The organism is Arthrobacter sp. A2-55 (assembly GCF_025548615.1).
In the GTDB taxonomy this organism is placed as follows: Bacteria; Actinomycetota; Actinomycetes; order Actinomycetales; family Micrococcaceae; genus Specibacter; species Specibacter silviterrae.
Genome location: NZ_JAJLOZ010000054.1, coordinates 20,899 through 33,839, shown reverse-complemented (window position 1 = coordinate 33,839; position 12,941 = coordinate 20,899). Strand labels below are relative to the sequence as shown.

Sequence of the window (12,941 nt, the reverse complement as noted above, 5' to 3'; positions counted from 1 at the left end):
TCAACAATGAATCCGGCGTTTCAGTCCGTGAAGAGGAACTTGTCAAGCTGGTGCGGCACATCCTGACACAAATGCATGTCCACCCGGAGACGGAAGTGTCCATCATCATGGCGGACGTGGAAAACATGGAAAAGCTCCACCTGGAGTGGATGGATGAGCCTGGTCCCACGGACGTCCTTTCCTTCCCCATGGACGAGCTGCGGCCCGGCACAACGGAACAGCCCACCCCCGCCGGCCTGCTCGGTGACATTGTGCTCTGCCCGGTGGTGGCGCAGGAACAGGCCGCCGCCGCGGGGCACTCCATGGAAGAGGAACTGCTGCTCCTGACAACCCACGGGGTCCTGCACCTTTTGGGCTACGACCACGCAGAACCTGAGGAAAAGGAAGAGATGTTCGGTCTCCAGCGCCAGCTGCTCTCCAGCTTCCTGGGCCGGGAAGCCCCCCGGGAGACAATGCAGTGACAGCGGTGGCTCTGCCGCTCATGGGGGTGCTCTTCACGGCGATTGCCGCGTTGCTGACCGCCATTGAATCGGCCCTGAGTTTTTTCCCCAGGCATGACGCGGAAGCCGTTGCCGCCCACAGCCGCGGAACATCGCTGGCGAAAATCCTGGCGGCGCCGCTCCCGCACCTCAATGCCCTGCGTTTTTGGCGTGTGTGGTTTGAAATGGCGGCCGCCGTGGCGGTGGCCCTCTTTCTGGTCCGGATCCTTGGCAACGAATGGATCGCCGGACTCATCGCCACGGTGGTCATGGCTGCCATCGGATTCATCCTGGTGGGGGTTTCCCCGCGACGGTTCGGCCGGCTTCATTCGGCCGCCGTGGTTGGTCGCAGCGCCTGGCTGGTGCACTTCCTGTGCCGTGTGCTGGGCCCCATGCCCGGCTGGTTTGTGGCCTTGGGGGGACTGCTGTCCAAGGATGCTCCGGGCAATGACGACGCCTTTGTCACGTCCGAGGAATTCAGGGAATTTGTGGACCGTGCCAACGACTCGGCAATGATCGAGGACAGCGAGGCGGAACTCATCCACAGCGTGTTCGACCTGGGCGAGACCCTGGTGCGGGCCGTCATGGTGCCGCGCACCGACATTCGCAGCATTGAGCAGGGGTCCACGCTCGAAGCCGCCATGGACGTGTTTCTGGACTCCGGGTTCTCCCGCGTCCCCGTCATCGGCGAAAACACGGACCACATCCTGGGCATCCTTTACCTGAAGGACCTGGTCGCCACGATGCACCGGCTCGACGGCGGCGACCCCCGGCCCCTGGTGGAAAACCTGGCCCGCAGCGTCCGCTATGTGCCCGAGTCCAAGGCCGTCGACGAACTCCTGAAGGAACTCCAGCTGGAATCCACCCATGTGGCCATCGTGGTCGACGAATATGGCGGCACGGCCGGCCTGGTGACGCTGGAGGACCTCATCGAGGAAATCGTGGGGGAGATCGCCGATGAATACGACGCCGTTTCCCCCGAGGTGCAGGGCCTGGGCCAGGGCCGGTACAGGATCCGGGCCCAGATGGGCCTGGATGACTTTGGTGAACTTTTCGGCCAGGAACTGGACGATGACGAGGTGGACACGGTGGGCGGGCTGCTTGCAAAGGGCCTAGGCCGGATCCCCTCGGTGGGCAGCACAGTTGACGTCTACGGAATCCGCCTCGTGGCCGAGCGCATGGAAGCGGCACGCAACCGGGTCAGCCATGTCATTGCCTACGCCGTTCCCCCGGTCCGGGCGGGCAGCAGCTTGGAACAGCCAAACACTTTCGACGGCGGCGCGCCCCTGCGTGACGCCCACATCCACGAAGAACGCAGGAGCAACCATGACTAAGCGCAAGGGTGCGGACGCCATGCCGTCCCCCAAGAAAGATGATTTTCGGGCAGGTTTTGCGGTTTTGGCCGGACGGCCCAACGCCGGGAAGTCCACACTGACCAACGCCCTGGTGGGCCAGAAGGTGGCCATCACCTCGGCCAAGCCGCAAACCACCCGGCACACCATACGCGGGATAGTCCACAGGGAGTCATTCCAGCTGGTGCTCGTGGATACGCCGGGGCTGCACCGCCCCCGCACCCTGCTGGGCAAGCGCCTCAATGACCTTGTCGCAGACACTCTGTCCGAGGTTGACGTGATTGGCTTCTGCCTCCCGGCCAATGAAAAGATCGGTCCCGGTGACAGGTACATTGCCGCCCAGCTGGCCAATGTCGGAAACAAGCCCGTGATTGCCATTGTCACCAAGACCGACACCGTGGACCGACAGGCCGTCACCGAACAGCTCATGGCCGTGGACGCACTGGGACGGGAGGTGTTCGGGGAAGCCGGGTTTGCTGACGTCGTGCCGGTCTCTGCCGTGGAGGACTTCCAGGTCGAGACGCTGGCAGGGGTGTTTGCCGGACACCTTCCCCTGTCGCCCGCCCTGTATCCGGACGGTGAACTCACCGATGAGCCCGAGGCCGTCATGGTCGCGGAATTGATCCGGGAGGCGGCCCTGGAGGGCGTCCGGGATGAGCTGCCGCACTCCCTGGCCGTGGTGGTGGAGGAGATCGTGCCCCGCGAGGGGCGCACGGAGGGGCACGAGCTGTTGGACGTTCGCGTGAACCTGTACGTGGAACGGCCGTCCCAGAAGGCGATCATCATCGGCAAGGGCGGCGCCCGGCTGCGCGAGGTGGGCACCAACGCCCGCAAGGGCATCGAGGCACTGCTGGGCACCAGGATCTACCTCGACCTGCACGTCAAGGTGGCCAAGGACTGGCAGAGGGACCCCAAGCAGCTCGTCAAGCTGGGGTTCTAGCGCGGACGGGTGCCCCCGGAACGGCCGTTCATGGGGTTCTCAGGCGTGGCATGGCGGATGTTCCCAGAGTTCGCCGGTAAACTCGCATGAGTCTTTATTCCCTGCGAAAGGTCCATCCATGGGGCGACGCCGTGCACAAACGGCGGCAGCCGGTGCTGCCAACGTTCCTCCTGTTGAACCCCAGGGGGACGCCGAGCCTGCCGGACGGCACTTCAAGCCGCGCCACAGGGCCCCGCTGTGGCTGCGCATCACGGCAGTGGCCGTGTGTGCCGTCCTGGTGGTGGGCATCGGCAGCGTCGGCTTCTTGTTCATGCACCTCCAGCAAAACGTCACCACGGCACCCCTGAACGCCGGCGTCGCCCAGCAGAAGGCCACCAAGGAGGACACCGGCTCCCTGCAGATCCTCATTCTGGGCACCGACACGCGGGACGGAAAAAACAGCGAGTACGGCACGGCCGCCGACTCCACCGGCCAGGGCAATTCCGACGTCATGCTACTGATGAACATTTCAGCTGACAACTCACAGGTGTCCGTCACGAGCTTCCCGCGCGACCTGATGGTCCCCATCCCCGCCTGCCGCGACGCCAAAACCGGGACAGTGACGCCGGCGCAGCCCATGGGCCAGCTCAACTCGGCCCTGGCAGCCGGGCCGGGCTGCACGGTTGCCGCCATCAACGAGCTCACCGGCCTCACCATTGACCACTTCATGCTGGCGGACTTTACCGCCGTGAAGGAGCTCTCCTCCGCATTGGGCGGCGTGGAGGTCTGCGTGGACCATGCCATGTACGACGTCAACGGCTCATTCCTGAAGCTGCCCAAGGGCAAGAGCCTGGTCCAGGGAGAGCAGGCGCTGGCATTCCTGCGCACCCGCCACGCATTTGGCGACTCCAGCGACCTGGCCCGCATCAAGGCACAGCAGTACTTCCTTGGCTCCATGGTCCGCAAGGTCAAGAGCGAAGGCACCCTCACCAACCTGCCGCGCCTGTACACGCTGGCCGACGTCGTCACCAAGAACCTGACCATTGACGAGAACCTGGCAAACGTTCCCGCCATGATTTCCATCGCCACCCGGCTGTCAAAAATCGACCTGGCCAACGTCGCCTTTGTCACGGTTCCCAATGAGCCCTACGTGGCGGATCCCAACCGGGTCCAGCTGATGGAACCTGCAGCGGGCCAGTTCTTCTCCGCCCTGCGGCATGACACCGCCCTGACCAAGGCTGCCCCCAAGCCGACCACCGCCCCGGCCACTTCGGCCGCCGGTGCCAGCACGGCACCCGCCACGACGGCACCCGCCACGACAGCCCCGGCCAGCCCGACGGCGGCAGCCTACGACAAGGCCATCCAACCCATCAGCGTGGCCAATGCCTCCGCCGTTACGGGCCGCGCCGTGGAGCTGCTCAAGTCCTTGGCGGGGGCCGGTTACACGGCGGCCGTGTCGGCCGGGGACGTTCCGGCACAAAACCAGACGCAGATCCTCTACGGAGCCAACATGGCGGACGTTGCGGCGGACATGGCCACCCTGTTCAAGATCCCTGCCACTGCCCTCAAGTCTGACCCTGCCATCAGCGGGCTGCAGATCGTGGTCGGGACCGACTGGACCGCCGGCACGGAATACGGCAAGGTCGTGGTGCCCAAGGACATCGTCTCCAGCACGGCGGCCCAGGGCAATGAATGCCTGACGGTCAACCCCCTGTACTACACCAACTAACGCACACCAACTCAGGCAATGCCGGTGCCGTCCTCGCTGCGGCGGGGAAGGCACCGTGCTTCACCAGATGCTCACACGCTCCGCAGGTTCCAGCCACAGGCTGTCGGTGGACGTCGTGCCAAACGCCTCGTGGAAGGCGTCGAGGTTGCGGACCACGGCATTGCACCGCCATTCGGACGGGGAGTGCGGGTCAACTGCCACGCGGCGCACAGCCTCCTCGGGGCGGATCTTGGTGCGCCAGCAGCCTGCCCACGAGAGGAAGAACCGCCGGGCGCCCGGCACGCCGTCCTGCTCCGGGGAGGGTGCGCCGTCGAGGTGCAGGAGGTAGGCCCGGTAGGCGATCGCCAGCCCGCCCAGGTCGCCAATGTTTTCGCCCAGGGTCAGCTCGGCGTTGACCTTTTCCTGCGGGGCTGCGGAGGGGGAGAGCGCGTTGTACTGGTCCACCAGCCTGGACGTCAATTCCTTGAAGGCGGCGCGGTCGGCGTCGCCCCACCAGTTGCGCAGGGCGCCGCTGCCGTCAAACTGGGACCCCTGGTCGTCAAAGCCGTGCCCGATCTCGTGCCCGATGACGGCGCCAATGCCACCGTAGTTTGCCGCGTCGTCGGCCCCTGCATCAAAGAAGGGCGGCTGCAGGATGGCGGCCGGAAACACCACCTCGTTCATCGTCGGGTTGTAGTATGCGTTGACCGTCTGCGGCGTCATGAGCCATTCCTCCCGGTCAATCGGCGCACCCACCTTGGCCAGCTGCCGGGCAAGTTCAAAGGCGTTGCTGCGTTCGATATTTCCGATCAGCTCGCCCTGGACAATCTCCAGGGCTGAGTAGTCGCGCCACTTGGACGGGTAGCCGATCTTGGGCGTGAAGGCGTCCAGCTTGTCGAGGGCCTTCGCAATGGTGTCCGGGCCCATCCAGGTCAACGCCGAGATGCTCTGGCGGTATGCCTCGATGAGGTTGGCCACCAGCTCCTCCATGCGGGCCTTGTGGGAATCGGGGAAATGTTCTGCCACGTACAGCTGGCCCACTGCCTCGCCCAGGGCGCCCTCCACCAGGGCGACGCCGCGCTTCCACCGCTCCCGGATGGCCGGCGTGCCGGTCAGCGCGGTGCCGTAAAAGGCAAAGTTGGCATTGACGAAGGCCTCGGACAGGTAGGGCGCGGCCGCGGAGATGGTGCGCAGGGACAGCCAGGCCTTCCAATCCGCGAGCCGGGCGGAAACCAGCAGCGGAGCCTGGCCGCGGAAGAAGTCCGGGGTGGCCACCACCAGTTCAGCACTCTGCGCGGCTGTGACGCCCAGCGCGTCGAGCCACAGTTCGAGGGCAGGCAGGAGGGCCACGGCATCGGCCCGGTCCATCAGGTTGTAGGTCTTTTGCGGGTCGCGCAGCGTCACCTTGTCCCAGTGGGCGGCCGCTATTTCGGTTTCCAACGCCATGATGCGCTGCGCCTTCGCGCCGGCGTCGGCCATGCCAGCGAGCTCCAGCATGGCCTGGATGTGGGCCAGGTACGCGGTGCGGATGTCGGAGAATTTCTCCTCACGGTAGTACGACTCGTCCGGCAGGCCCAGCCCGGACTGGAAGAGGTGCAGCAGGGCACGCTCCGGGTTGCCGGCGTCGTTGTTGACGTACAGGCCAAACAATCCATCGCCCCCGGTTCTGTCCAGGGTGCCCATGAGGGAGACGACGTCGGCAATGGAGGTGGCTGCCTCAATCGCCTCCAGGCGCGGGGCCAGTGGCGCCGCCCCGGCGGACTCCACTGCGGCTTCGTCCATGAAGGAGGCATACAGGGCACCGATTTTTGCCTCCACGCCCTGTGCATCCGCCTCACCGGCAGCCGCCCCGGCCTTTTCAATAATGGCCCGCACGGCGGCCTCTGCGCCGTCGCGCAGGCTGGTGAATGCGCCGGTCATTGCGCGGTCCTCAGGTATGGTCTCCTCGGCCAGCCACTGCCCGTTGACGTACAGGTAGAGGTCGTCCTGGGGGCGGATGCCGAGGTCATTGCTTGCTGGCGAAATGCCGGAGTGGCTCAATAGAATCAGTTCCCCTTTGTTGTTCGAACGGTTGCGGGCAGGTCCTTCACATAATTCCCACGTCCGTGAGCTGTTTCACCATCATCCTACGTGCCGTGCTAGGGTAAAAAAGTGCGCACTGGAATGCTTCTTCTTAGCTGCCGCGGCGAGGCCCCAACCGCGTTGAATTGATCAACGCAGGTTCAACGGCCGCCCTTGCCGCGGTGTTTGTGTTGCCCGGCCCCGCATCCACACGTTGAACAAGATTGAAGGTCACTTCCATGCGAAATGCACAAAAAACCTCAGGCATGCCGGTCCACCGCTACATTCCTTTCCAGGACCAGATAGCCGTTTCCCTCCCCGACCGCACCTGGCCGGACAAGGTCATCACGAAGGCCCCGCGCTGGTGTGCGGTTGACCTGCGGGACGGAAACCAGGCGCTGATCGATCCCATGAGCCCGGGCCGGAAGATGAAGATGTTCCAGTTGCTGGTCAAAATGGGATACAAGGAAATCGAGGTCGGCTTTCCTTCGGCCTCACAGACCGACTTCGACTTTGTCCGCCTCCTGATCGAGGGCGGCCATATTCCCGATGACGTCACCATCCAGGTCCTCACCCAGGCCCGTGAACACCTGATTGAACGCACCTACGAGTCCCTTGTGGGGGCCAAGCAGGCCATTGTCCACCTGTACAACTCCACGTCTGTGCTGCAGCGGCGTGTTGTGTTCAACCAGGATGAGGACGGCATCTTGGACATTGCCCTTCAGGGCGCACGCCTGTGCAAGAAGTATGAGGAAGGCCTGGCCGACACCCACATCACCTACGAATACTCGCCCGAATCGTTCACCGGGACCGAACCCGAGTACGCGCTGCGAGTGTGCAACGCCATCGCGGACATCTTTGAGGCCTCGGCGGATAGGCAGGTCATCATCAACCTGCCGGCAACTGTTGAAATGGCCACCCCAAACGTCTACGCCGATTCCATCGAGTGGATGAGCCGCAACCTGCACCCGAGGGAGGGCATCATCCTCTCCCTCCACCCGCACAACGACCGGGGCACCGGCGTGGCTGCCGCCGAACTGGGCTACCTGGCCGGTGCGGACCGGATCGAAGGCTGCCTGTTTGGCAACGGGGAACGGACCGGCAACGTGGACCTGGTGACCCTGGGGCTGAACATGTTCACCCAGGGCATTGACCCCATGATCGACTTTTCCGACATTGACGACGTCCGGCGCACGGTTGAGTACTGCAACCAGCTGCCCGTGGCCGAACGCACGCCGTACGGCGGGGACCTGGTGTTCACGGCATTTTCCGGCTCCCACCAGGACGCCATCAAGAAGGGGCTGGAGGCACTCGAGGCGGACGCCAATGCCGCGGGGACGGCAGTTGACCAGCACGTCTGGGCCGTGCCGTACCTGCCGGTGGATCCCAAGGACCTGGGCCGCAGCTACGAGGCCGTGATCCGCGTCAACTCCCAGTCCGGCAAGGGCGGGGTCGCCTACCTGCTCAAGAACGAGCACAATCTGGACCTGCCGCGCCGCGCCCAGATTGAATTCTCCGGCGTCATCCAAAAGCGCACCGACACCGTAGGCGGCGAGGTCAGCGGCGCCGAGCTCTGGAACATCTTCACCGACGAGTACCTGCCGGCAGAAGTGTCGAATGATGCCTGGGGCCGCTACAGGATTGGCTCCTTCACCACCTCCACGGACGACGACGGCGAAATGACGCTGGTGGCCAAAATGACCATTGACGGCGTTACGGCCACCCGCACGGGAACGGGCAACGGGCCCATTGCCTCGCTGTTGGCAATCCTTGGCGAGGACGGTGTGGACGTGCGGGTGCTGGACTACTCCGAACATGCCCTCAGCGAGGGCGGCGACGCCCGTGCGGCGGCGTTTGTTGAGTGCGCCGTCGGTGAGCGCGTGCTCTGGGGCGTTGGCATCGATGCGAACACCTCCACTTCCTCGCTGAAGGCGGTCATCTCTGCCGTGAACCGCGCCGTGCGCGACGCGAGGCTCTAGGAAGCAGCCTTCGCGGTGCGGATGGTGGGAGAATGTAGGGGTGTCCAAGCAATCCTTCGCCGCCCGCACCTACCGCGATGACGCCGTCGTGCTGCGCACCCACAAGCTGGGTGAGGCAGACCGGATCATCACGCTGCTGACCCGCCACCACGGGCAGCTTCGTGCTGTGGCACGCGGCGTGCGGCGCACCAGCAGTAAGTTTGGTGCCCGGCTGGAACCGTTCATGGTGGCGGACCTGCAGCTGGTCAAGGGCCGCACCCTGGACATCGTGGCCCAGGCGGTGGCCAAGGGAAGCTACGGGGACGCGATAGCCAACAACTACGACAAGTATGTTGTTGCCGCCGCCATGACGGAGACTGCCGAACGGCTGACCGACGTCGACGGTGAAACGTCCACGGCCCACTACCTGCTGCTGGTGGGCGCGCTGGCGTCCCTGAGCCGGGGCGCCCATGCCCCGGAACTCATCCTGGACTCCTACCTGCTGCGGGCCGTGTCGATCGCCGGCTGGGCACCCAGCTTTGGCGACTGCGCACGGTGCGGCGAGCCCGGCCCCCACGGCGCGTTCAACGCCTCGCTGGGCGGCGCCGTGTGCCACGACTGCCGCCCGCCGGGATCACTGTCCCCGGCACCCCAGACCATGTCCCTGCTGGCGCTGCTGCTCAGCGGCAACTGGGCCGGGGCCGACGCCTCGGAACCGGTCCACCGCAGGGAAGCCGCCGGCCTGGTGGCCGGATATGTCCAATGGCACCTGGAACGCACCGTGCGTTCCCTCAAACTCGTGGAGCGTGTATAAAACCGTGGCAGCAACCCCCCGCAGCAGCCGGCATGGTTCGAAGCCGCCAGTCACCGCGCCGTGGCCACACCCCTCGGGAGCTGCCATGCCTGCCATTCCGGCGGAGCTGGTGCCCCGGCACGTGGCCATTGTCATGGACGGCAACGGCCGCTGGGCCAACCAGCGCGGGCTGCCGCGCATCGAGGGCCACAAGGCGGGGGAACCGGCCCTGCTGGACGTCATGGCCGGGGCCATTGAGCTGGGCATCAAGTATGTCAGCGTCTACGCCTTCTCCACCGAGAATTGGAAGCGGTCGCCTGAAGAGGTGCGCTTCCTGATGGGATTTAACAAGGACGTACTAAGACGCCAGCGTGACCGCCTTGATTCCTGGGGGGTGCGGATCCGCTGGTCCGGGCGCCGGCCCAGGCTCTGGGGATCGGTCATCAAGGAACTGGAAGTTGCCCAGGAGCACACTCGGGACAATGACGTCATAACGTTGACCATGTGTGTTAATTACGGTGGCCGGGCCGAGATCTCAGACGCCGTGGCCGCGCTGGCTTCCGATGTTGCCGCCGGCAGGCTCAGCCCCCGGGCAGTGTCGGAAAAAACGCTGCAAAAGTACATGTACCAGCCGGACGTGCCGGATGTCGACCTGTTTCTGCGCTCCAGCGGCGAACAGCGGCTCTCCAACTTTCTGCTGTGGCAAAGCGCCTATGCGGAGTTCGTCTTCATGGACACCCTTTGGCCCGACGTGGACCGCCGGACACTCTGGGCTGCCGTGGACGAATATGCGCGCCGGGACCGCCGTTATGGCGGGGCGGTGGATGCCGCGGCTTCCAAGCAACCGCGTTAGTCGGGGTCGCAGCCTGCGTTGTAGGCGGACAGCCAGCGCTTGAGCCGGCGGTAGGCGTCCTCCCGGACAGCCTGTCGTGACAGGAACACCTCGTGAAGTGCGCCGCTGATCCTCTCGATGGCAACGCTGTCACCGAGGGACACGGCACGCAGTGCCAGGGACCGCACGTCCAGCACCACGTCGGCTGCCAGCATCGCGTCGCTCCACACCGGCCCCAGCATGCTCTTGGCAGACAGCAGGACCAGCACCGGAACGTGGAGGTCGAGGCCCGCCGCCACCTCACGCTGGGCGGCCATGATGGCCCGCATCCAGCCCGCCCGGACCGGAAAGGCTTGCGGAGGGCGCAGGCGCCTGTCCACCGGCCATTCCCCGTGGGCTTCGTTGCTGATGCCCCGCCAATAGAAGGTGCGTTCAGGAACACGCATCCGGGTCAGGGGCCGCAATTCGGCAAAAGGATGGACCAAGGGAGTGGCGGCCCTCCGGATTGCGGCCCCGCCCTGGATCTCCAGCCAAGGGCTGTTGAGCACCAGCGCCGCCACGGAGCCCTGGTTGTGGCTGGCCCAGAGGGCGGCAATGAGCCCGCCCGTGGAGTGTCCCATGAGGACCAGGGGCACTCCGGGGCCGGACGGCCCTTCGCCGGCATCCGGCCCTGCCCCCGCATCCGGCCCCGCCCCCGAAAGCTGGGCTGCGTCGGCGCTGATGACGGCGTGGGCCAGGGTGATCTCGTCGTCGTAGTCGGAGAGGTTGTCAACATAGCCGCCCAGTTCGGGGCTGGTCAGGCTGCGGCCGTGGTTGTGCAGGTCCAGCGCGTAAAAGGAGTAGCCCAGTCCCGTGAAGAACTCCGCCAGGCCGGTGTTGTAAAAGTAGTCGCTCCAGCCGTGGATATATAGCACGGTTGTGCTGTTTTGTTTGGATGTTCCCCCGGCACCAGTATGCGCGGGGGCGCCCCGGCGGGCCGCTGGGGACGGCAACCCGCCACCCGGGCGGTGCCGCACCAGCGTGGCGCGCCGGGCCGTGCCGTCGGCGCGGGGCACCTGAAGCCGCAGGGCGCTGTAGTCGGGCCCCAGGAAGTCGGGGCGCCAGGTGTGGGACGCATCCGTCATGCGGAGGGACCGCCGGCTGCGTGCCGGCCGGCGGACCGGCCCGAAAACAGGCACCCGCCCAGGAAGGTTCCCTCCAGGGAGCGGTAGCCGTGCATGCCGCCGCCGCCAAAGCCGGCCGCCTCACCGGCGGCATACAGCCCCGGGATGGGGGAGCCGCCGCCGTCCAGCACCTGGCTGTTGAGATTCGTGAGCAGCCCGCCCAGGCTCTTGCGCGTGAGGGTGCTCAGCCGGACGGCAATCAAGGGGCCGTGCTCGGGCGCCATCATGGCGTGGGGCGGGACCACGCGCATCAGCTTGTCTGTGGCAAAGCGGCGTGCCTCGCGAATGGCGTTGACCTGGGCATCCTTGCCCAGGCCGCTGGCAACCTGCATGTCGCGGGCCGCGATGGTGTCGTGCAGCCCCTGGGGGTCAATCAGCTCCGAACCAACCAGCGTGTTCATCTTTTCCGCCAGCTCCTGCGGGGTGCCGGCCTGCACGAAGTCAATGCCGGCATCGATGAACTTTTGCACCGGTCCCGTGGCACCCGGCAAAGCCCGCCTGGCCAGGAGCTTGACATCCTTGCCCGTCAGGTCCGGGTTTTGTTCCGAACCCGAAAGCGCGAACTCCTTGCTGATGATGGTCTTGTTGAGCACAAACCAGGAATGGTCGTGGCCCGTGGCGCCAAGGTGGCGCAAAGTTCCCAGCGAGTCAAAACCGGGAAAGAGCGGCCCCGGCAGTCTGTGTCCCGTGGCATCCAGCCACAGCGGCGACGGCCCGGACAGAATGCGGATCCCGTGGTTGGGCCACACCGGGTCCGGGTTGTGGATGCCCTCGGGGTAATGCCACATGCGGTCGGTGTTGACCAGGCTCCCGCCGCTGCCGGCCACCACCTGCTGAAACTCGCCATCCACCGACGCCGGCACGCCCGTCAGCATGAAGCCGGGGCTGTTTCCGCCCGGCCACTGGCGGCGCACCATGTGGTGGTTGCCGCCGATCCCGCCGGTTGTCACCACCACGGCGTCCGCCAGGGCAGTGAATTCACCCACCGGCTCGCGGCTGCTGGCGGCGCCCCTGGGAACATGCGAGGGCTCCAGGACCTGACCGGCCACCCCGGTGACTGTGCCGCCGTCGAACGTCAGCGAAGTGGCCCGGTGCCGGAACAGCAGCTGCACGCGCCCCGCAGCCACGCCTTCCTTCACCTTGGACAGGAACGGTTCCAGAATGCCGGGGCCCGTTCCCCACACCACATGGAAGCGCGGCACCGAGTTGCCGTGGCCCTGGGCGTCATAGCCGCCGCGCTCCGCCCACTGGACCAGCGGGAAGAAGCGCACCCCCAGTGCATGGAGCCACGCCCGCTTTTCGCCAGCGGCAAAGTTGACATACGCCTCGGCCCAGCGCCGCGGCCATTCATCGGCGGGGCGGTCGAAGCCGGCGGAACCGAGCCAGTCGCCCCACGCCAGTTCCACGGAATCCTTCACGCCCAGGTGCCGCTGTTCCGGCGAATCCACCATGAAGAGCCCGCCAAAGGACCAGTGCGCCTGGCCGCCCAGGGACGCCTCCGGCTCCTGGTCCAGCACCACCACCTTCCGCCCGGCATTGTAGGCCTCAGCGGCGGCCACCAGCCCGGACAGGCCGGCGCCAACCACCAGGACGTCGGCATGAATCCTTGCTGCGGCACCGTTGCTCTCCATGCCGCCATGGTATCCCCAGCCGGCATTCGCCTGCAGCGTGGTCCC

General features: G+C 65.9%; 10 protein-coding genes. 7 read left to right on the top strand and 3 right to left on the bottom strand.

All coding sequences use genetic code 11. The features are described from left to right. The 4 genes from ybeY to LPN03_RS14585 form a co-directional block, all read left to right on the top strand. A partial coding sequence (gene ybeY / locus LPN03_RS14600; RefSeq protein ID WP_262454794.1) for an rRNA maturation RNase YbeY occupies positions 1-461 on the top strand: 461 nt, incomplete at its 5' end. After that, a complete protein-coding gene (locus LPN03_RS14595; RefSeq protein WP_262454793.1) occupies positions 458-1,813 on the top strand; it encodes a hemolysin family protein in 1,356 nt (451 codons plus the stop codon). The genes ybeY and LPN03_RS14595, both read left to right, overlap by 4 nt. Then, entirely contained in the window at positions 1,806-2,771 is a 966-nt protein-coding gene (gene era, locus LPN03_RS14590; protein WP_262454792.1) for a GTPase Era, read from the top strand. Before LPN03_RS14595 ends, era begins: the two co-directional genes overlap by 8 nt. 118 nt (positions 2,772-2,889) lie before the next feature. Continuing rightward, positions 2,890-4,479, top strand: a complete 1,590-nt coding sequence (locus tag LPN03_RS14585) for an LCP family protein (RefSeq protein WP_262454791.1) — start codon at positions 2,890-2,892, stop codon at positions 4,477-4,479. Positions 4,480-4,539: 60 nt separating this feature from the next. Here LPN03_RS14585 and LPN03_RS14580 read toward each other — a convergent pair whose 3' ends face one another. Further along, positions 4,540-6,498, bottom strand: a complete 1,959-nt coding sequence (locus LPN03_RS14580; protein WP_262454790.1) for a M13 family metallopeptidase — start codon at positions 6,496-6,498, stop codon at positions 4,540-4,542. Between the two features lie 260 nt (positions 6,499-6,758). Between LPN03_RS14580 and leuA the strand changes: the two genes are divergently transcribed. The 3 genes from leuA to LPN03_RS14565 all read left to right on the top strand — a co-directional run bounded on the left by leuA (position 6,759) and on the right by LPN03_RS14565 (position 10,123). Beyond that, a complete protein-coding gene (leuA, locus tag LPN03_RS14575; protein WP_165183372.1) occupies positions 6,759-8,498 on the top strand; it encodes a 2-isopropylmalate synthase in 1,740 nt (579 codons plus the stop codon). Between the two features lie 40 nt (positions 8,499-8,538). Further along, positions 8,539-9,291, top strand: a complete 753-nt coding sequence (gene recO, locus LPN03_RS14570) for a DNA repair protein RecO (RefSeq protein ID WP_165183373.1) — start codon at positions 8,539-8,541, stop codon at positions 9,289-9,291. 85 nt (positions 9,292-9,376) lie between these two features. Beyond that, a complete protein-coding gene (locus LPN03_RS14565; RefSeq protein ID WP_262454789.1) occupies positions 9,377-10,123 on the top strand; it encodes an isoprenyl transferase in 747 nt (248 codons plus the stop codon). On the opposite strand, the gene LPN03_RS14560 is transcribed toward LPN03_RS14565, so the two are convergent. Both LPN03_RS14560 and LPN03_RS14555 read right to left on the bottom strand, forming a co-directional pair. After that, complete coding sequence (locus LPN03_RS14560; RefSeq protein ID WP_262454788.1) at positions 10,120-11,226, bottom strand: alpha/beta hydrolase; 1,107 nt, start codon at positions 11,224-11,226, stop codon at positions 10,120-10,122. The two genes, LPN03_RS14565 and LPN03_RS14560, sit on opposite strands and share 4 nt — an antisense overlap. Further along, on the bottom strand, positions 11,223-12,896 hold the full coding sequence (locus LPN03_RS14555) for an FAD-binding dehydrogenase (protein WP_165183376.1): 1,674 nt from the start codon (positions 12,894-12,896) through the stop codon (positions 11,223-11,225). The genes LPN03_RS14560 and LPN03_RS14555 overlap by 4 nt, the downstream gene beginning before the upstream one ends. Between the last annotated feature and the right edge of the window lie 45 nt (positions 12,897-12,941).

Excerpts from the sequence above, each read along its gene's own strand:
- LPN03_RS14565 (WP_262454789.1), top strand. The coding sequence starts at position 9,377 with ATGCCTGCCATTCCGGCGGAGCTGGTGCCCCGGCACGTGGCCATTGTC.
- leuA (WP_165183372.1), top strand. The coding sequence starts at position 6,759 with ATGCGAAATGCACAAAAAACCTCAGGCATGCCGGTCCACCGCTACATT.
- LPN03_RS14555 (WP_165183376.1), bottom strand. The coding sequence starts at position 12,896 with ATGGAGAGCAACGGTGCCGCAGCAAGGATTCATGCCGACGTCCTGGTG.
- era (WP_262454792.1), top strand. The coding sequence starts at position 1,806 with ATGACTAAGCGCAAGGGTGCGGACGCCATGCCGTCCCCCAAGAAAGAT.
- LPN03_RS14585 (WP_262454791.1), top strand. The coding sequence starts at position 2,890 with ATGGGGCGACGCCGTGCACAAACGGCGGCAGCCGGTGCTGCCAACGTT.
- LPN03_RS14560 (WP_262454788.1), bottom strand. The coding sequence starts at position 11,226 with ATGACGGATGCGTCCCACACCTGGCGCCCCGACTTCCTGGGGCCCGAC.